14 protein-coding genes, 1 tRNA gene and 1 riboswitch are annotated in these 20,911 nt (G+C 32.2%); of the genes, 9 read left to right on the top strand and 6 right to left on the bottom strand.

The features are described 5' to 3' along the window. Positions 1–36 precede the first annotated feature (36 nt). From ACI313_RS07560 to ACI313_RS07535, 6 genes are all read right to left on the bottom strand, one after another. Positions 37–2,847, bottom strand: coding sequence for a lamin tail domain-containing protein (locus tag ACI313_RS07560; protein WP_439755668.1), 2,811 nt, complete (start codon positions 2,845–2,847; stop codon positions 37–39). Between the two features lie 175 nt (positions 2,848–3,022). After that, complete coding sequence (gene purF / locus ACI313_RS07555; protein WP_439755667.1) at positions 3,023–4,441, bottom strand: amidophosphoribosyltransferase; 1,419 nt, start codon at positions 4,439–4,441, stop codon at positions 3,023–3,025. 115 nt (positions 4,442–4,556) lie between these two features. Beyond that, a complete protein-coding gene (locus ACI313_RS07550; RefSeq protein WP_320607860.1) occupies positions 4,557–6,215 on the bottom strand; it encodes an AAA family ATPase in 1,659 nt (552 codons plus the stop codon). 178 nt (positions 6,216–6,393) lie between these two features. Next, on the bottom strand, positions 6,394–6,639 hold the full coding sequence (locus ACI313_RS07545) for a hypothetical protein (RefSeq protein ID WP_320607859.1): 246 nt from the start codon (positions 6,637–6,639) through the stop codon (positions 6,394–6,396). 286 nt (positions 6,640–6,925) lie between these two features. Next, positions 6,926–7,909, bottom strand: a complete 984-nt coding sequence (locus ACI313_RS07540) for a hypothetical protein (protein ID WP_320607858.1) — start codon at positions 7,907–7,909, stop codon at positions 6,926–6,928. A 24-nt stretch (positions 7,910–7,933) separates the two neighbouring features. Continuing rightward, positions 7,934–8,446: a hypothetical protein gene (locus ACI313_RS07535; RefSeq protein WP_320607857.1), complete on the bottom strand. Its 513-nt coding sequence runs from the start codon at positions 8,444–8,446 to the stop codon at positions 7,934–7,936. 484 nt (positions 8,447–8,930) lie between these two features. Here ACI313_RS07535 and uvrA point away from each other — a divergent pair, with 484 nt between their 5' ends. The 9 genes from uvrA (at position 8,931) to ACI313_RS07490 (ending at position 20,647) form a co-directional block, all read left to right on the top strand. Next, positions 8,931–11,792: an excinuclease ABC subunit UvrA gene (gene uvrA, locus ACI313_RS07530; protein ID WP_439755666.1), complete on the top strand. Its 2,862-nt coding sequence runs from the start codon at positions 8,931–8,933 to the stop codon at positions 11,790–11,792. Further along, positions 11,758–12,705, top strand: coding sequence for an HPr(Ser) kinase/phosphatase (gene hprK / locus ACI313_RS07525; RefSeq protein ID WP_320607855.1), 948 nt, complete (start codon positions 11,758–11,760; stop codon positions 12,703–12,705). Before uvrA ends, hprK begins: the two co-directional genes overlap by 35 nt. After that, positions 12,698–14,128, top strand: a complete 1,431-nt coding sequence (gene lgt, locus ACI313_RS07520) for a prolipoprotein diacylglyceryl transferase (protein WP_439755665.1) — start codon at positions 12,698–12,700, stop codon at positions 14,126–14,128. The genes hprK and lgt overlap by 8 nt, the downstream gene beginning before the upstream one ends. Continuing rightward, entirely contained in the window at positions 14,104–15,015 is a 912-nt protein-coding gene (gene trxB / locus ACI313_RS07515) for a thioredoxin-disulfide reductase (protein WP_439755664.1), read from the top strand. The genes lgt and trxB overlap by 25 nt, the downstream gene beginning before the upstream one ends. A gap of 106 nt (positions 15,016–15,121) precedes the next feature. Continuing rightward, entirely contained in the window at positions 15,122–16,354 is a 1,233-nt protein-coding gene (purD, locus tag ACI313_RS07510; protein ID WP_439755663.1) for a phosphoribosylamine--glycine ligase, read from the top strand. Next, positions 16,355–17,737, top strand: coding sequence for an adenylosuccinate lyase (gene purB, locus ACI313_RS07505; protein ID WP_320607851.1), 1,383 nt, complete (start codon positions 16,355–16,357; stop codon positions 17,735–17,737). Positions 17,738–17,770: 33 nt separating this feature from the next. Then, a riboswitch (ZMP/ZTP riboswitch) is annotated at positions 17,771–17,847 on the top strand. A gap of 35 nt (positions 17,848–17,882) precedes the next feature. Beyond that, positions 17,883–19,553, top strand: coding sequence for a formate--tetrahydrofolate ligase (locus ACI313_RS07500; protein ID WP_320607850.1), 1,671 nt, complete (start codon positions 17,883–17,885; stop codon positions 19,551–19,553). Positions 19,554–19,636: 83 nt separating this feature from the next. After that, positions 19,637–19,720 (top strand) — tRNA-Leu (locus ACI313_RS07495). A gap of 282 nt (positions 19,721–20,002) precedes the next feature. Then, positions 20,003–20,647, top strand: a complete 645-nt coding sequence (locus ACI313_RS07490; protein WP_439755662.1) for a hypothetical protein — start codon at positions 20,003–20,005, stop codon at positions 20,645–20,647. The last annotated feature ends 264 nt before the right edge of the window (positions 20,648–20,911 follow it).

Raw genomic sequence — 20,911 nt, 5'->3', positions numbered from 1 at the left:
ATAACCAGAATGATTCATTTCATCCTGGTTATTTTTTTATTTCTTTTTCAATTGTCTTTTTTCAAATAGTATACAACCAATAAAACCAATAATACTTACAATAAAGGAAGCCATATACGATAATACATTTGTTTCAGTTGCGGTATATGTATGTTTCTTATTTGGTTTTTTGTTTGTTGAAGTACTGGTTGTAGTATCTTTTTTATCAGTACTAGGTGTTTCTTCATCTGGATTTGTTGTACCTGGATTTTCAGGTTGTTCACTTGTTTCTTGTTTTAAATACGTTTGTGTTAACGCATTCTTTTTAACACCATCTGTGAAATGATATACAACACGATATCCATCTTTAATTACATCACTAATCGCAAATCCTTCATTATTTGCACTTGTATCTAATCCAGCTGGAGGAAGAACATGGGTAATAGAAATATCATCGGTACCATTAAACTTCATTTTCGCACATAAGTTATTGTATCCATTATCGGCGGCAACCCATAACTCTTTATTGATTTCATCATAGTCAAGGCCCATGGCTCCACCTAATTTAGAATCAATATCGGCAATTTGAACAGAAGACCCGTCGTTATTTAATACATAAGCATATACGTGTCCATTGTCTTCTAAAGCTACAAAGAAGATTCCATTATTAATAGAATTTGGATACATTGAACTATCGTATGGTTGATTTGTGTTTTGATCAATGATTAAGCCATTGATATCAGAATTCGAAACCCATTCTACAGCTTCAATTCCCATGTTGGCACTTACTTGTGGAAGCGAATCCGTTAAGTTCCATTCCATTTGGGCAATTAAGTCTGTGGCATCTTCATTTGGATTAACCATTAAAATTGTATTGTAGTTTGTTCCTTTATCGGAATTGTCTCGTTCACTGGCAATAAAGACCATTCCATCGGTATCAACTGTAATTCCTTCGGCATCGGGTCCAGCAGCACTTGGATTGTTGGCATCTTTTTGGAAACGAACACGTTTTCCGTTTTCAAAGCCAGGAGCAAATTCAATGTTTCCATCATCATTTACTTTAAAAATCCAGAAAGTTCCGGTTCCATTATCAACTCCATAAATCCATCCATTACGAACATCTAATCCCGAAGAATCTTCTAAGAAAGTGGATTCTGAATCAATGATATCCGCATTTTCTAGACCATTCCATTCTTCTTTATCAGGAATATCACTGAATTTATTTTCCTCTCCTGGAGTTGGTTCTTTGGTAGAACGATATTCATTTCCATTCACATTCGGATACAATCCCCAACTAGGAGTGGTATGACCTTGCCATGTTGTGGATCCAATTAAAGTATCCCCGTCATAGATACGAACAGAATCATCTTTTCCTAGTCCAAAACCAAATTCACTTTCATAGATGACATAATAGCCATTGGCATCGATTGTTGTTCCTTCTGGAATGGTATAGGCATGATTGTCTTCACTATCTTTGATGATAAGTCCTGAAATATCAATAGGCTGTGAAGTTGGATTGGCTAGTTCAATCCAATCGTCTTTTCCATCGGGATCTTTTGATTGAACTTCATTTAATACGACAGGATTTAATTTAATATTAATAGAACCTTTTGTAGAAGTTTCATAGTCTACAAATTCACCTGTTCCATCAGGAATACGAGCAAATACACCATTGGCATGATTTGTCCATGCATATTCATCGATGACTTGTCCATTGCTAGCGTGTAAAGTAACACAGTCTTCTTTTCCTAATCCAAATGAAAATTGATTGTTTTCTTCAAAGACAAAGTATTCACCAGCTTTTAAAATCGTTCCCATTGGTAAAGGATTTACATCACTACTATGTTTATCTGGATCATTGTCTAAAATATACCAACCCGAAATATCAATGTCTTGTGAACTTGTGTTTTTAATTTCAACCCAATCATTGGTATCGCCATTGGATTCAATTTCATTAATCACAATTCCTTCAGGAGCATACCAATCATTGGCATAGCCTTTGGTTTCTTTAGTGATTGTGAAAGCACCTGTTCCATCAGGAAATCGACCAATAGAAGCAAGAGCTGGGTCACCATTATAAGAAGCGTGTTCTGTCCAAGAAATGGAATCTAATAAGTTTCCTTTGTCATCAAATAAACGAATCGAATCACCGGATCCAATTCCAATAGCACTTTCAAACGTTCCATTGATTCCTTCACTTTTCGCATCAACTACAAGTAAGGAATTGGCTTGAATTATTGTTCCTTCTTTGAATTTAAAACTATGGTCATCCGAGTTATCACGAATCTCAAATCCTGAAATATCTAAAGCTTCTGTACCAATATTCATTAATTCAACCAAATCATCTGGACTAGAATTCACTTCATTGATCACCAAGGTTGTCACCTTTTCAACAGATGTATCAATTACTTGATTGTTTGTACCCTTGGTAGCGGATGTATCTACAAATGCACCGGTTCCATCCGGAATACGAGCAAATGTTCCATTGGCATGACTATTCCATGCATAAGAATCCATTACATTTCCATTTCCATCATATAAAGTCACACTATCATTTTTACCAAGTCCAAAATTAAAATCGACAGTTTCATTTAAAACAAGAATTTGACCTGGATTTAAAATAGTTCCACTTGGTAAAGGAACAGTATCACTTAGATGTTTATCAGGTTCATTGTCTAAAATGTACCATCCTGAAATATCAACAGGTACATTGGAAGTATTAATTACTTCCACCCAGTCATTGGCATCGCCATTGGATTCAATTTCATTAATCACAACTCCATTTTCTTGAGCATATACATTCATCATTGGTAGTACACTACTTGTAAGTGTTCCAGCCAATAAACAAGTCATTACTTTTTTATTCATTTAGTCTCCCTCTTCATTTTTGTCTTAACTATAAAGGAAGAAAATAAATAAAATTTGATTAAAAGGTAAATACCAGGAGATTTATTTGTAAATATTTCTTAACTTAAGTATAAATACAACTTATTTTTTTATAATGACATTTTTCCAAGAAATAAAAAACAATGAAGAATAATCTTCACTGTTTAATCTTATTTTCAAATTTAGATTTACTTGAATGAGTGTGTACTTTTGTTGGATATTTTAAATCAAAACAAGCAGTACATAATTCATGTCCATGAGGAACAATTTGTTTTAACTGATCAACGGTTAAATACGCCAAGGAATCTACTTCGATGATTTTAGCGATTTCTTCAATGGTGTGTTGATTGGCAATTAGGTTATCAGGAGAATCGATGTCGGTTCCATAGTAACAAGCACCAATAAATGGTGGGGAAGAAATACGCATATGAATTTCTTTGGCGCCGGCTTGGCGTAAAGCACGAATGATTTTTCGACAAGTAGAACCACGAACAATAGAATCATCCACTAAAATAATGCGTTTTCCATTAATAACATCGTGAATGGGATTTAATTTAATGTTTAAAGCAGTATCTCGTTGTGAAGTTGTAGGAGAAATAAAGGTACGACCGATGTATTTGTTCTTAACAAAACCATGGGTGTAAGGAATTTTGCTGGCATTGGCGTATCCTAAAGCCGCATCTAGTCCTGAATCAGGGACACCAATAACTAAGTCAGCTTCAACGTTATCATTTTGGGCTAAGAATTCACCGCATTTTAAACGAGCCATGTGGACGTTATAGCCATCGATATTGGAATCCGAACGAGCAAAGTAAATATATTCAAACGCACAAAGTGATTTAGGACATGTTTCACATAAACTTTTATTCGAGTGAATGCCACTGTTTGATACTGTGACAATTTCACCAGGTAAAATATCACGAACAAATTTAGCACCCACTGCATCTAAAGCACATGTTTCCGAGGCAAATACGATATCTCCATCGTCTCTTTGTCCCATGCATAATGGTCTAAATCCATGAGGGTCTCTTACCGCAATTAATTTTGATGGACTTGAAATCACAAGTGAAAACGCTCCTTCTAATTTTTGTACAGCCTTATAAACAGCTTCTTCAATACTTTTAGAAGTTAAACGCTCATGAACAATGGTATAGACAATGCTTTCAGTGTCACTGGTTGTATAGAAAATAGAACCCGTACTTTCTAATTCTTTTCGTAATTCATACGAATTGACTAAGTTTCCATTATGAGCTAAAGCTAAGTTCCCATTCATGTGATTGATACAAATAGGTTGCGCATTCTTTTTGGCATCTAATCCCGTTGTTCCATAGCGAACATGACCAATGGCAATGTGTCCTTGAGGCATCGCATGTAAATGTTCATTGGTAAAGACTTCGCTCACCAATCCTTTATCTTTGTAGCAAGTAAGAAGACCATCGTCATTCACAACAATACCGGCACTTTCTTGTCCTCTGTGTTGTAGTGAGTACAAAGCGTAATAACTTAAAGAAGCGACATCTTTTCTGTGTTTCGAAAAAATCCCAAAGACACCACATTCCTCATGAAAATGTTCCATTTTAATTCCTCCTGAAAATAAAAAAAGGCGCACTAAAACAATTGTTTAGTGAACGCCTTTGTTCATGAAAAAACAATATCACTTTTGATACTTATTTTCAAGAATGGGAACAAGTTTATACAACATTGTTAGAATCGTTTGCTTTTGTGATAAAACACTGTTTTTTAAAAAACGAAATACCATATCCGATAACTTTATTATATTTTTTATACTTAATATTTGATAAATATCGTTTATCAATGATTTGTTTACTAGCTTTCTTACTATCATCAATTAAATCATCAAGTGTCTTGGAATGTTTACATTCAATTATTAATACCGTTTCATCAAGTCTTCTTGGTAATATTTCAATATCAAATCTTCCATTTCCAGATTCTTTATTTGAACTGACTTCTAAGCCTTGAAATAAACCTAATAAAAAGCCATGATAAAAGCTTTCATAATTATCATAATAACTGATACTTTTTTCTAGGATATCATTTAACATTGATTGTGCTTTTTCAACTTTTTCATCATTCAATAAAGCAATTAATTGATTTTTATATTGAAATTGAATTTCACTAAAATAATCCATAAAACTTTTCTCGTAAATCTTATAAACTTCTTTATTAGGAATGATGAGTTCATAAACTTCATTGGGAACAATTTCTTTATGGACTTTTAGATATCCAGTCATTAATAAAAAACTATAAATGTTATGAATATTGTCCATGTCACGATATGTCAATTCAGGATTGATTTTCTTTTTTAGTGTTTTACCTTGCATTAATAATTCAAATTCATCATGCAATGTTTGATCACTTTGTTTAATGTAGTTCACAACAATATCATTTCCACTTGTATTAGACCAAAAAGAAATAGGTTGTAGACTATCTTTTTGAAGTTTTCTATCCACATACATTAAAGTACTCCATGGAGTGTAGATTTCTGTATCACCGAATAAGTATCCATCATACCATTCTTTAACTTCTTGAATGTATTGCCCCAATCCATAATAATCCAATAAGTTTTTAACTTCTTCATGAGTAAATCCAAAACGCTGACTAGACTTAATATCTAAAATAGAGAATGATTTAAAATTATTTAATCCCGTAAAGATACTTTCTTTTGAAATCCTTAAACATCCCGTTAATATTCCTTTTTCTAAAGATGAATTGGTTTTAAGGGAACTACTAAATACACTTCTTAAAAAATCAACCATGTCTTCGTAGTATCCATTTTCATAAGCAGATTGTAAAGGAACATCATATTCATCAATCAAAATAATAACTTTACTTTGATAGTGTTTTTCTAAACAATAAGTAAGATAGTTCAAAGCATTTTGTAGTTCTATTTCTGTTGCAGTTCCATTTTCATATTTAATCAATGTTGATTTATCACTTTCATTTAAAATATCACTATTTAATAATTCAGTATTATTTTTTAAAAACATGCTGATTAAGTAAGAAAACATTGATAATTGATTATCGAATGTTTTATTTTTCATATCTTTTAAAGATATGAGGATAACAGGATATTTGTTTTGATACTTCATAATTTCTTTATCTTTAGAAATATCTAATCCATCAAATAAGTATGAATTTTCTTTTTCTTTATTTGAAAAGAAATAATATAGCATACTCATATTTAGTGTTTTTCCAAATCTTCTAGGTCTTGTATATAGTGCTAATTTTTCATTGAATACATCTTTAATAAATAATGTTTTATCAACGAAATAATAATTATTATCAATGAGTTCTTTGAAATTTTCTATTCCAATTGGTAATTTTTTCATATTATACATGCACCTTTCAATGACTTCATTATATCATTTCCACAATTATAATTTTAATCATATTACAACAAAAGGCACACTTTTCATTTTTATTTCCAAGAATGGGAACAGGAACATTTGTTCCTAAATAAAATACTATTATTTAAATGTAGAAACCGGTTATCTACAAGAAAATGATTTATTTTTTTTCTGGAATACGTTTTCTTTTTAAAAGTGCGATTAAATTTTTTCCTTCTACTGAATTAGGATTTACAACTACCGTTTCCATCATTTTGCCCTTGAGTGAAAGTAATATTTGGTTTTCTAATATTTTATAACTTATAACGTCATTATAAGAAAAAGTTCGCTTAACATTATCAGTTTCAGAAGTGAATATATCTTCCTCAAAAGTCATTGTATAGGGGATCTCTATTTTTTTATACATGAGTTGAAATCAATCACATTGTAAACTAAAATATTTTTTTCTTGTGAAACAAACAAAAATGTTTACGCAGAGTACCCATAAAGTTGTTAAAGTTATACAAATATATCCGAATTTTTTTTGTTGCGTTGTATGAGTTAGTAGAATCATAAAAATGATAAGGATAATACAAACACAATTTTTCTTTTTTAAATTAGGAAAAACTCCTTTATAATATAATTCTTTGAGAGAATCTTTAGTGATTATTCCTTTAATTTCCATCGTTTCTTCTCCTGATTAATTAAATTTTTTACCACATTTCAATTGGCTTTATGTCTAAATCTAATGTTTTAATACTGTTGGGACAATTGTTACGAATTTCTTGTGCTAACATTTCATCTGTTATATCTAATGGATAAAGATAAATTATATTCCCGGATACATATATCGTATAATCTACATCGTAGTCATATTGAGTAGTGAAATCATAACAAGAAGTAATGTTTCTAGGAATTAAATTAATGTCAACTTGAGAAATATATGCTTTTTGTTCAGCATCATATGTACCAAAAACAGCTTCATTACTATTCTTTTTCCATTTTAAGAATGTCTGTATTTGATGACCTTTGGCATTGATGTCTGGTTTACTGAAATAAGAAATTTCATCTAATACTTCATTAGAATCCGTAATATTTTCAAATTTTATATCTTTACACAGTTCGGGTAAATTCACAAAATCTGTTTCAGAATAGTCAATTTTAAATTTCTTTTCAAAATTTTGTATTAAAGTATTTTCTTGTTTTATTAATTCCTCTAATAATGGAACATTATCATATGAGATTGATTCATTACTTTGAATTTTAAGTTCACCTGAAGAAGTTATAGTATCAAAATAATGTTGGTCATGATAGATCACATTGGTATATTTCATTGAATAATTTTTATATTCAGAATCAGTTGATTCGACAAATAATTGTTCGTTATTAATTGTTCCATTTTTTTCAGTAGTTGTGACATCGTAGTAATAAGATATTCCTTCATCTGAGAAAAAATAGGATATTGTTTCATTGTCATTGATATTTCGTATCGCTAAATTAGGATGATTTTTCACACCATCTTCAATATTTATATTCCATTCTCCTTGAATATAATCTTTATAATTAATGGCTTTGGCCGTTAGATTCCAAAAATCTTCGGGCACTTTATTTTTTTGAATGTAATGATAAACAACTAAACTAGCTAAGCACATGATAATTATCAGTAATAAAAGTTGTTTACTGTTTTTTTTATGCATAAATATACTCCTTAATTTAAGTTATTATAAATATTTATCTTTTAATGGTATCTTTTTTTTCTTTAGTAGATTTTCTATTTGTTGACCTTGTGGAGAATGAGTATCGACGATTACATTAAGTATTGTCTTTGCTGGAAAATAGATTATAAATTGATCATTTAATTTTTTGTAATACAAAATATCTTCATAAGACAGATTTTTTTCTTTTGATGAATTTATTTTTTGTGTTATTTGGTTATCTTCAAAAATTGTTTCAACTATACATTCTGATTGATTATATAAAACTTTCATTCTTTTCAAAGATACTTTATAAATCATTATATAATAAAGAAGAGAAATAAAGTATATAAGACAAATAATTAAAACTAGTAACATATAATCATCAATGTTTGTTTTATTTGATTTACTATAAAGGATAAGCAATAAAAAGAACAAACAGGCTGCAAAATATCTCTTTTTATTTATGGAAGAACCTTGTGCGTAGTACAAAGTTTCGAGTAAAATTTTTTTATTATAGATTCCTTTTACGGTTATCATGTAATTGCATCCTCCTGTTTGATTATTATAAATAGAAAGAGATATAAATACAATATTAATGATTAAAATTTATAACAAATGTATTTATTAAACAATTTCGATATAATCTATAACATCTTATAATAAAATATCACAATGAATAAAGATGATAATAAAAAATACAAGACGAATGGCTCTTTTTTTGATACTATATGTATATGGTTTTTTCAGTAATAAATTTAATCTGTGTGATTGGCATTAGTGCCATCAGTACAATAATATTATTATCGAATAAAAAACGGTCTATAAAGCAAGGGAGCTTAATTTTATTGTTGATAAGCATATTTATGTTTTTTGTGTTTGAAAACATGTATTATGAAGTTGTGCTATACAATTCATATTCTTATTTTTATATTGGTGCATTGATCATAAATATAATATTGTTGTTTGTCAGAGAATCATAGATTCTCTTTTTTAGTGTATAATTAGTAATAGTGAGGTAACTATGCAAGATAAATATATTCATATTAAAGGAGCAAGAGAAAATAACTTAAAAAACATTGATCTTGATATTCCTAAAAATAAATTAGTCATTATGACTGGTGTATCCGGTAGTGGAAAAACATCATTGGCTTTCGATACGATTTATGCCGAAGGACAAAGACGATATATGGAATCTTTATCGGCATATGCTCGTCAATTCTTAGGAAATAGCGAAAAACCGGATGTTGATCAAATTGAAGGGTTATCACCAGCTATTGCCATTGACCAAAAAACTACATCGAATAATCCGCGTTCTACAGTAGGAACCGTAACTGAAATTTATGATTATTTGCGTTTATTGTATGCGCGTATTGGAGTTCCTTATTGTCCAACCCATAATGAACCCATTCAAGGAAACACCATTAAAGAAATGGTTGACCGTATTATGCAGTTTCCCGATAAAACAAGATGTACGATTTTATCTCCTATTGTCGAAGGAAAAAAAGGAACGCATAAAGACTTAATTGAAAAACTAATGAAAGAAGGCTATGTCCGGGCTCGTATTGATGGGGAAATTGTTTATCTAGAAGAAGTGGAACCATTAGAAAAAAATAAGAAACATACCATTGATGTCGTAGTCGATCGTATTGTGAAAAGCGATGATCGTTCCCGTTTCTATGATTCTTTAGAAACAGCTTTAAAACTAAGTGAAGGCTTGGCCATTTGTATGACACCCGATGAAGAAATCTTATTTTCTAGTAACTATGCATGTAAAGTATGTGGATTCTCTGTACCTAAACTAGAACCTAAGTTATTTTCTTTTAATGCACCTTTTGGAGCTTGTCCAGAATGTAAAGGACTAGGATTTACCCAACGCGTGGACTTAGACTTATTAATTCCAGATCGAAACAAAAGTATTAATCAAGGTGGAATTCAATTTTATAAAAATATCGTCAATACCGAAAATCTAGAATGGCAAAGAATTCAGGCATTAATTGATTACTATGAAATTGATAAAGATGTACCCATTAAAGATTTACCCAAAAAACAATTAGACTATATATTATATGGTAGTGATGTACCAATTGAATATGAAACCCATTCTCGTGGAGGAATTCATGCCAAGAAATTTGACTACATTGAAGGTGTCGTTCCAATGATTGAAAGACGCTATATGGAAACAACATCGGCTTCTTCAAGAGAATGGTATGGATCCTATTTAGCTGATTGTGTTTGTTTAAAATGTAAAGGAGCTCGTTTAAATCCACAGGCATTGAGTGTTAAAGTGGAGGGATTAAATATTTATGAAGCTTGTTGCTTAAGCGTAAGCGAAGCCTTGGATTTAATTTCTCATCTTCAATTAACGGAAATGGAACAAAAAATCAGTCACTTAATTGTTAAGGAAATTAAAAATAGATTAACATTCTTAGATAACGTTGGTCTTTCATATATTACTTTAGATCGTTTAGCTTCTACTTTATCTGGAGGAGAAGCCCAGCGAATTCGCTTGGCAACACAAATTGGTTCTCGTTTAACTGGAGTTATGTATGTGTTAGATGAACCAAGTATTGGTTTACACCAAAGAGACAATGATAAATTAATCGCATCTTTAAAAGAAATGCGTGATTTAGGGAATACCTTAATTGTGGTAGAACACGATGAAGATACCATGAGAGCCAGTGATTATATTGTAGACATTGGACCTGGTGCTGGTGTTCATGGAGGACAAGTTGTTGCTGCTGGAACACCACAAGAAATTATGGACAATCCTAATTCTATAACAGGAATGTATTTAAGTGGTAAAAAACGAATAGAGGTTCCTAAAGTTCGTCGCAAAGGAAATGGTAAAAAATTAAGAGTTGTACAAGCAACGCAAAACAACCTTAAAAAAGTTACCGTTGACTTTAAATTAGGATGCTTGAATGTCGTAACAGGAGTATCTGGATCGGGTAAATCAAGTTTAGTTACCGAAGTATTAACCCATGGCATTCAACATTACCTGGGACGTTTACGTGTTAAACCAGGTCAATGTAAAGAAATCAAAGGATTAGAAAACGTAGATAAGATTATTGAAATTGGACAAGATCCAATTGGAAGAACCCCACGAAGTAATCCAGCTACATATACGGGTGTATTCGATGATATTCGTGATTTATTCGCATCGACCAAAGAAGCGAAAATGTTAGGATATGATAAATCTCGTTTTTCTTTCAATGTGAAAGGAGGACGATGCGATGCTTGTCAAGGCGATGGAATTCTAAGAATTTCGATGCATTTTTTACCGGATGTATATGTGCCATGTGATCAATGCCATGGTTCACGATACAACGAAGAAACACTACAAGTGACTTATAAAGGAAAAACCATTGCCGATGTCTTAAATATGACAGTAGAAGAAGGAGTGGAATTCTTTAGTAACATTTCTAAAATTAAACACCGCCTTCAAACATTAAATGACGTAGGTCTTTCTTATATTAAATTAGGACAAAGTGCAACTACTTTATCAGGAGGAGAAGCACAGCGTGTAAAACTTGCTAGTGAACTTCAAAGAAAGGCAACGGGTAAAACGGTCTTTGTCTTAGATGAACCAACGACTGGTTTACATAGTGAAGATGTGAATAAGTTAATTGATGTTCTTCAAAGATTAGTAGACAATGGGGATACAGTGATTGTGATTGAACATAATCTTGATGTTATCAAGTGTGCGGATTATATTATTGATATGGGTCCTGAAGGTGGAAACGATGGAGGAACGGTTGTTTGCACGGGGACACCTGAACAAGTGGCGGCTTGTGAACAGAGTTATACAGGACAGTATTTAAAGCCTTTATTGGAAAGGGGGCATGAGCATGTGCAAAGTAACGACAAAGAAATTAGCGAATAAATTTAATTGGAAACAGATTACCGGAAATGAAGAGTCTTTACATCGTCCGATTCTTTTAGCGGATATTAATCGTCCGGGATTGGAATTAGCGGGGTATTTTGACTATGCTCAACAAAAGCGTGTAGTCGTCATTGGAAATAAAGAAATTCATTATATTATCAATAAAATGGATGAAGTAGCGCAACGTCGAAATTTTGAATTTATTACCAATGAATCAACACCGGCTATCGTCATTACCAATGGCCATGATTGTCCACCGGTATTGGCTGAAATTGCGAATCGTAAAAATATTGCGGTATTTTCTACCGAAGAAAATACAACGAATACAAGTGTTAAAATCACGAGTTATTTAGATGAATTATTAGCTCCTTCTATTGTCATGCACGGTGAATTAATGCGAATTCATGGAATTGGTGTCTTAATTGTTGGTGAAAGTGGAATGGGAAAAAGCGAAATTGCCTTAAGCTTAATTCAAAAAGGACATCAATTAATTGCCGATGATCGTGTGGATTGCTTCAAAATTCACAACAATTTAATTGGACGTGTTTCTCCAATGTTAGAAGGATTTATGGAACTAAGAGGAGTCGGAATTATTAACGTAGCTAGAATGTATGGCGTGGGTTCGTATGCTAGAGAATGCGAAGTATCGTTATTAATTGAATTAGTTCCATTTGATGATAAAATTGATTACGATCGCGTAGGAATTGAAGAAAAAGAATATGTAGATATTTTAGGTGTTAAAATCTTAAAGCTACAAATTCCAGTTAGTATGGGACGTCCAATGGCAACGATTATTGAAACAGCGGTGTTCCATTATATGTTGCTTCGCGATGGCAAAGATGCGGCTAAAGAGATTGAGCATCTTGTCTTAGAAGAAATCAAGAAAAATGCGGAGGAAGCAGATAGTGAGTGATAAGATTTTTATTTCTATTGGTCCTTTCACTATTACATGGTATGCACTCTTTATTTTAACAGGGGTTGTTGTTGCTTATGAATTATCACAAAGAACAATGAAAAAATGGAAATATAGTTCTTCGGTATTAGAAGACTATATTATTCCTATGATGTTTTTTGGGATATTAGGAGCTCGTTTGTATTATGTAATCTTTGAATGGGATTATTATGCACGTTTTCCCGAAGAAATTATTAAAATCTGGCATGGTGGCTTAGCTATTCATGGGGGATTAATTGCCGGGGTTATCTTTAGTATTTATTACTTTAAAAAGAAGAAAATTTCAATTTATCGTATGATGGATTGTATTTTACCAAATGTAATGATTGCACAAGCCTTTGGAAGATGGGGAAACTTCATGAATCAAGAAGCGTTTGGGGGAGTTGTTAGTGAATCATTTATTAATCATTTCCCAAACTTTATTAAAGAAAGAATGTTTATTAATGGAGCGTATCATCATCCAACTTTCTTATATGAAAGTGTTTTAAATGTGATTGGTTTCATTGTTATTTATATGATTCGTAAAAAAGGTTTAAAGAAACAAGGCGATGCTGGTTTTATGTATTTAATATGGTATGGATGTATTCGTTTCTTTATTGAAGGACTAAGAACGGATTCTTTAATGTTAGGTCCATTACGTGTAGCACAATTGGTTTCTTTAATTTTTATCGTGGTTGGTATTTTAGGACTAATAGGTGTTGGTTATATATATAGTAAACCGGTTGTTTTATTTGACTTAGATGGAACACTTCAAGATAGTAAACAAATGGTTATGGAAACTTTTAAACAAGTATTCAAAGAAAGAAAACCAGAAATCACATTGTCACAAGATGAATTGGATTCTTTTTTTGGACCGACTTTAGAAGAATCATTTGGTAAGTATTTTGATGAATCAGAAATTGAAGGATTGATTGCTCGTTATCAAGAAATTAATTTAGAAATGCATCATACGATGTTGCATGAAATTGATCATGCCACAGAGGTATTAAAACAATTAAAAGAAGATGGATATCACATGGCCATTGTTTCCAATAAACGAAGAAAAGCAGTAGAATTAGGTGTGGAAGTGAATCACTTTGAACCTTATTTTGAAGCTATACTTGGAAAAGAGGATTTACCACAACCAAAACCAAGTGGAACGGGTTTAATTGAAGCTTGTTCAAGATTGAATGTATCAAGAGACAATGTTGTTTATGTAGGCGATGCCAAGGGTGATATGTTGGCAGCAAAAGATGTTGCCATGACATGTATTGGTTTTAGTTTGGAACAAAAGCGTCTAGATCAAATGAAAGAAGCCAATCCTGATTATTTGATTACGGATTTAAGAGAAATAATTGATATTGTTAAGGAGAAAAGAACATGGAACGATACTACGATTTGGTAATCGTCGGAGCAGGACCAGCTGGATGTACAGCGAGTTTATATGCCTCAAGAGCCGGGTTATCAACTTTATTATTAGATAATGGAGCCCCAGGAGGAAAATTAATTAAAACATTTGAAATTGCCAATTACCCTGGAACAGGTGTTTTATCCGGTGTTGATTTAGCGATGAAGATGTTTGAACAAGCAACCGCCTTTGGAGCTACTTATGAATATGGAGATGTAGCTGAAATCACAAAAGATAAAGTTGTGAAATTAAGCGATGGACAAGAAATTCAAGCCAAAGCAGTTTTAATTGCCACTGGTACTAAAGAAAGATTATTAAACATTCCAGGAGAAAAAGAAAACATTGGACGTGGTGTGTCTTTTTGTGCGGTATGTGATGGTGCATTTTTCAAAGATAAAGATGTAGTTGTCATTGGAGGAGGAAACTCAGCTTTAGAAGAATCTATGTATTTAACGAAGTTTGCCAATGTCACAATTGTTATTCGTCGTGATGTTTTCAGAGCTGAAAAACAAATTCAAGAACAAGTCGAAGCCAATGATAAAATTAAAATTATCACTAAACATATTCCCAAAGAAATTGTAAGTGAAAACGGAAAAGTAAGTGGCATTGTATTAGAAAACGTAGACACTCATGAAACACAGACCATTCCTTGTTCCGGAATTTTCCCTTATGTAGGACAAGATCCTATGACACAATCTTTAAAAGACTTGGGAGTTTGTGATGAAAGAGGATATGTCATTGTGGATAAAAACATGGAAACATGTATTCCTGGTATTTATGCAGCTGGGGATGTAATTCAAAAGGATTTACGTCAAGTTGTTACGGCAACCAATGATGGAGCAATTGCGGCTCAACATATTTTTCATAGTATTTCGAATTTATAATTGAAAGTTGTCACTTTGTGGCAGCTTTTTTTTTGTTCTTCGCTTTTTATCTTTATTTTACTTTCTGGTGTGTTAAAATATGTACATTGAGATAAGGAGAACATAAATGAAAATTCTTGTAATCGGTACAGGTGGAAGAGAACATGCTCTAGCCTTGGCGGCATCGAAATCTTCTATGGTTGAAAAAGTATATTGCGCTCCAGGAAATCCTGGTATGGCTACTTTTGGTGAATGTGTAGACATTAGTGCCAGTGACATTGATGGTCTAGTTTCTTTTGCCAAATCAAATGATGTTGACTTAACAATCGTTGGTCCAGAAGCTGTTTTATCATTGGGTGTTGTAGATGCCTTTGAACAAGCGGGATTAAAAATTTTTGGTCCAACTCAAAAGGCAACACAAGTTGAATCGAGTAAAGATTTTGCCAAGAATATTATGAAAAAATATAATATTCCTACGGCTGAATATCAAACTTTTGATAACTATGAACAAGCGGTTGCTTATGTAAAAGAAAAAGGAGCACCTATCGTTGTTAAGGAAGATGGTTTAAAAGCTGGTAAAGGTGTTACGGTTGCCCAAAGTGTTGCTCAAGCCATTGAAGCTTTAGATATTGCCTTCGCCATCGAAGGAAATAAAGTTGTCATTGAGGAATGTTTAGTGGGATTTGAGTTTTCATTGATTTGTTTAGTACATAATGATTTAGTTGTACCACTTGAAGTCGCCCAAGACCATAAGTGTGTAAACGACGGGGATACGGGACCTAATACAGGTGGAATGGGTTCTTATTCGCCAGTTAAAAAGATTACGCCTGAAATTATTCAAGAAGCTACAGATACAATCATGGTTCCTATGGCAAAAGCTATGATGGAAGAAGGAGTGCCTTTCACTGGTTTCTTATATGGTGGATTAATGCTTTGTGAAGATGGTATTAAAACAATTGAATTTAATGCTCGTTTTGGAGATCCAGAAGCAGAGGTTATTTTATGTCGTTTAGAATCAGATTTTGTTCAAGCTATTTTAGATGTAATGGATGGAAAAGAAGTTAACTTAAAATGGTCGAATAAAGTGAGTCATGGTGTTGTCATGGCTAGCACCAACTATCCTGCAAGCTCAACAAAAGGTGCTTTGATTACAGGATTAGACAATAGTGATGCATTGATTTATCACATGGGAACAAAGATGACAGACCAGGGATTGGTTACCAATGGGGGTCGTGTGTTAATGGTTGTGACAATGGAAGATACATTGGAACAAGCGTTTGCGCATACGTATGCAGAAGTTGAAAAAATTAAATGCGATGAATTATTTTATCGTCATGATATTGGAAAGAAGGATATGTAGATGGAAAAATTGGAATTTGAATGTTACACGTTATCACCACTTGATGGAAGATATGGATTTGTCAAAGATGAATTAAAAGAATATTTCAGTGAATATGCTTTAGTAAAATATCGTGTATTTGTCGAAATTCAATGGTTAAAATTCTTAATTGAAAATGTGGAATGTTCTGTTTTAAATCAATTTGATGAAAAGGATATGGATAAAGTAGAAAGTATCACAAAAGATTTTAACTACGAAGCTTTCAAACAAATTAAAGAAATTGAACAAACAACAAGACACGATGTAAAAGCTGTTGAATACTATATCGATGGTAAGTTAAGAGAATGTGGTTTAGATTTCTTACAAAGTTTTGTGCACATTGGATGTACTTCTGAAGATATCAATAACACTTCTTATGCTCTAATGATTCGTGATGGTCTAAAAAATGTATGGCTTAAAAAAGCACATGAATTAGCGGATACAATTGATGAATTAGCAGAAAAATATAAAGCCATTCCTATGTTAGCTCATACCCATGGACAACCAGCAACACCAACAACAATTGGAAAAGAATTTAAAGTGTATTCTTATCGTATGCATGAAAGTCTACGTAATGTTGAAAGTATTCAAATTAAGGCAAAATTTAATGGAGCTACAGGAAATTATTCCGCTATTGAAACACCTTTCCCAAATATCAATTGGCCGGAAATGAATAAGAAATTTGTAGAAGAATATCTTCATTTAGCTTTCAACCCATTAACAACCCAAATTGAAAGTCATGACTATACTTGTCATATTTTAGATGGTGTTCGTCATTTCAATAATGTTTTAGTGGATTTAGATGTAGATATGTGGTTATACATTTCAATGGAATATTTCAAACAAATTCCTGTTAAAGGAGAAGTTGGAAGTTCTACTATGCCTCATAAAGTTAATCCAATTCGTTTTGAAAACAGTGAAGCTAATGTGGATATGTCAAATTCAATTTGTATGTCACTTTCTAATAAACTTCCTAAATCAAGAATGCAACGTGATTTAAGTGATTCAAGTAGTCAAAGAAATTTAGGATTAGCTTTTGGTTATTCTTTACAAGCTATGAATGAAACAATGAATGGATTGGCTAAGTGTGTTATTAATGAAGAAAAATTGGCAAATGATTTAAATGAAAAATGGGAAGTATTGGCAGAACCAATTCAAACGATGTTAAGAAAATATGGAATCGCAGATGCATATGATCAATTAAAAGCACTAACTCGTGGAAAAAATATTTCTAAAGAAGCCATTATGGAATTTGCGCATAGCTTAGATGTATTAAGTGATGAAGATCGTCAAACTTTATTGGATATGACGCCTGCTTCTTATATCGGTGAAGCTTGTAAGTTAGTTGATATTGATGTGAAATAGCTTTCATTTTAAAAAATTGATGTTATAATAAAATTAATCAAGCAGCTGACGGTTTAAGTGGAGCACCACGTGCTGTTTGAAATATAAAGCCGACCGTCTGGGCAATTCGTTTTGAGTTGCCCTTTTTTTTAAAAGGAGAAAAAACATGGCAAAAAGTGATTTAGAGATTGCACAAGAATGTGTGATGGAACCAATTGAAAAAGTAGCAGCTAAAGTAGGAATTCCAGAAGATCAGTTAGAACACTATGGAAAATATAAAGCAAAATTGTCTTTTGATTATTTAAAACAAATTGAAAACAATAAAATGGGAAAACTAATTTTAGTTACTGCAATTAATCCAACAAAAGCTGGAGAAGGAAAATCCACAACAACCGTTGGATTAGGAGATGCCTTAAATAAATTAGGAAAACGTACGATGATGGCACTTCGTGAACCTTCATTAGGTCCTGTTTTTGGTCTTAAAGGAGGAGCTACTGGAGGAGGATATGCGCAAGTTGTTCCTATGGAAGATATCAACTTACATTTTACAGGGGATATGCACGCCATTACATGTGCTAATAACTTAGTCAGTGCTATCTTGGATAATCACATTTACCAAGGAAATGAATTAAATATTAATCCGGAAACCATTACTTTCAAACGTTGTTTAGACATGAACGATCGTACTTTACGTGATATTACCATTGGGCAAGGTGCTAAAGTCAATGGTGTAGAAAGAAAAGATGGATTCAATATCACTGTCGCATCAGAAATTATGGCTTCTTTATGTTTGGCTGATGATTTAATGGATTTAAAGAAACGTTTTGGAAATATGTTAGTGGCATATACATATGATGAAAAACCAGTTTATGTTCGTGATTTAAAAATTGAAGGAGCTCTTGCCATGGTAATGAAAGATGCCATCCTTCCTAATGTTGTTCAAACACTTGAACATAATCCTGTATTAATTCATGGTGGACCATTTGCCAATATTGCCCATGGATGTAATAGTGTCATTGCCACTAAAGCAGCGCTTCGTTTATCGGATTATACAGTTACTGAAGCTGGTTTCGGTGCTGATTTAGGAGCAGAAAAATTCTTAGACATTAAGTGTCGTTATGCAAACTTACATCCAAATGCTGTAGTTATTGTTGCCACAATTCGTGCTTTAAAACAACATGGTGGAGTAAGCTATGAAGACTTAAAAGAAGAAAATGTAGAAGCTTTATTAAAAGGTTGTGAAAACTTAGCGAAACACATTGATACGGTTCAACAATTTGGTTTACCATATGTTGTTGCGATTAATGAATTTGCCACAGATACAAAAGCTGAAGTTGAAGCCTTAGAAAATTGGTGTACAGAACACAATCATCCTATGTCTTTATCACAAGTATGGGCAAAAGGAGGGGATGGAGCTATTGATTTAGCGCAAAAAGTTATTGCGGCATGTGATCAAGAAAATAACTTCAAACCTTTATATGATTTAGATCAATCTATTGAAGAAAAAATTGAAACTATTGCCAAGAAAGTATATGGAGCTGATGGAGTAGATTTTACGGATGAAGCGAAAGAACAATTAGAAAAATTCAAAGCTCAAGGATGGGATAAACTTCCTGTATGTATGGCTAAAACACAAATGTCATTAACAGATGATGGAAAAATCATGGGACGTCCAACAGGATTTAGAATCACGGTACGTGAACTTCGTCCTTCATTAGGAGCTGGTTTCATTGTTGCCTTAACAGGTAAAGTATTGACAATGCCTGGTCTTCCTAAAGTGCCAAGTGCATTAAATATGGATATTGATGAAAACGGAAAAATCACGGGATTATTCTAATTATTAATTTTATAGGAAAGGGGGCTAATAATAAGATACCAATCTTATTATTGGTCCTTTTTGTGATATAATGAATAATAGTTGCAGGAGTGGTGGAATGGCAGACACGCTATCTTCAGACGGTAGTGGAGCAATCCGTGTGGGTTCAAGTCCCATTTCCTGCACCATTGTATTTGAGAATTAGAAATGAATCTAATTCTTTTTTTATTTTGAAAAGAATTATAAATAAAAAAAGATAACATAGTTATCTCTTACAAATGTTATTATATCATGTATAAACTGTAATTATAAGAATGTTTTTTTATATTTTTTAAGTAATATAAAATTATAAATAGGAAAGGATATTGATTGAGATGGGAAGTGAATTTATATATCTATAATAAAAAAATTTAGGCCATTCTAGTTTATTATAGATTTTTTAATCAAAATGGCTAGAAAGGAAAATGCTTATGAAAAAGCTATTAAACTATTTAGTATGTTTCGTTCTTTGTTTATCTTTTTTCTCTATAAATATAAAAGCGAATGAATTCATTATTGATCATCAAGCAAACGGAAGAAAAGTAAGCTACGAAGAAATAATAAATAAAATATCGGATATCAATGAGTGTAGTTTAGATGAAGCAGAAGAATTTTTGGTTTCATCACATTTAAAAAATAATAATGAACTAACGTATGGAATCAATCAAGAAACATATCAACAAGCACTAAATCAAGTCAGAGCTTTAAGTTATTGGGAAGATCGTATTTATGTGAATTCTTATAATTATAGTTATCCAGCTAAATTATTTGTTTATTATTCTTATGCAGGCACAACTTCGCAAAGACATATTCAAGAAATAATTATAATTAATATTGAAACGAATAACGGTCCACAAATGAAACAGTTTGGTGGCACAGTGCAAATTAATCTACAAGGAGATCGACGATATTATTACTATGTCTATGGTAGTTTATATAATAATGGAACCACTACAACAGGTGTTACAGTCAATATTGGTATAGATGAAGTCACAAGCGTAAACTTTAATTGTTCAACGACAACAAGTTATTATGATTATATAATTAGGAGTGGATATCGTTATGGATACAGATAAGAAAATCAAAATTATAATTGGACTCATTATAGTCTTTTTTCCTTTTATTTACACCGGAAAATTGTGGGGATTTCCTAATTATTGGTCAGAAATAATGTTACATGCTTTTTATTGTTCACAAATTATTTGTGGAATAATTGGTCTTTATTTAATATATAAAGTGTTTGATTCAAAACGATAATAACCAGTCCTTTATTAAAGACTGGTTTCTATTTTGTGTGCCGGGCATGGCATTAATTCAGTTGGAGATAAACCAACCACAGG

The organism is Floccifex sp., from assembly GCF_051873495.1.
GTDB lineage: Bacteria > Bacillota_I > Bacilli_A > Erysipelotrichales > Erysipelotrichaceae > Floccifex.
Note: the sequence above shows the minus strand (reverse complement) of the source record. Positions and strands in the feature narration are given on the sequence as shown.

Bases quoted from the DNA above. Each gene is read 5' to 3' on its own strand.
- ACI313_RS07550 (WP_320607860.1), bottom strand. From the start codon at position 6,215: ATGAAAAAATTACCAATTGGAATAGAAAATTTCAAAGAACTCATTGAT.
- purB (WP_320607851.1), top strand. From the start codon at position 16,355: ATGGAAAAATTGGAATTTGAATGTTACACGTTATCACCACTTGATGGA.
- ACI313_RS07535 (WP_320607857.1), bottom strand. From the start codon at position 8,446: ATGATAACCGTAAAAGGAATCTATAATAAAAAAATTTTACTCGAAACT.
- ACI313_RS07500 (WP_320607850.1), top strand. From the start codon at position 17,883: ATGGCAAAAAGTGATTTAGAGATTGCACAAGAATGTGTGATGGAACCA.
- hprK (WP_320607855.1), top strand. From the start codon at position 11,758: ATGTGCAAAGTAACGACAAAGAAATTAGCGAATAAATTTAATTGGAAA.
- purD (WP_439755663.1), top strand. From the start codon at position 15,122: ATGAAAATTCTTGTAATCGGTACAGGTGGAAGAGAACATGCTCTAGCC.
- trxB (WP_439755664.1), top strand. From the start codon at position 14,104: ATGGAACGATACTACGATTTGGTAATCGTCGGAGCAGGACCAGCTGGA.
- ACI313_RS07560 (WP_439755668.1), bottom strand. From the start codon at position 2,847: ATGAATAAAAAAGTAATGACTTGTTTATTGGCTGGAACACTTACAAGT.
- purF (WP_439755667.1), bottom strand. From the start codon at position 4,441: ATGGAACATTTTCATGAGGAATGTGGTGTCTTTGGGATTTTTTCGAAA.
- uvrA (WP_439755666.1), top strand. From the start codon at position 8,931: ATGCAAGATAAATATATTCATATTAAAGGAGCAAGAGAAAATAACTTA.
- ACI313_RS07545 (WP_320607859.1), bottom strand. From the start codon at position 6,639: ATGTATAAAAAAATAGAGATCCCCTATACAATGACTTTTGAGGAAGAT.
- ACI313_RS07540 (WP_320607858.1), bottom strand. From the start codon at position 7,909: ATGCATAAAAAAAACAGTAAACAACTTTTATTACTGATAATTATCATG.
- ACI313_RS07490 (WP_439755662.1), top strand. From the start codon at position 20,003: ATGAAAAAGCTATTAAACTATTTAGTATGTTTCGTTCTTTGTTTATCT.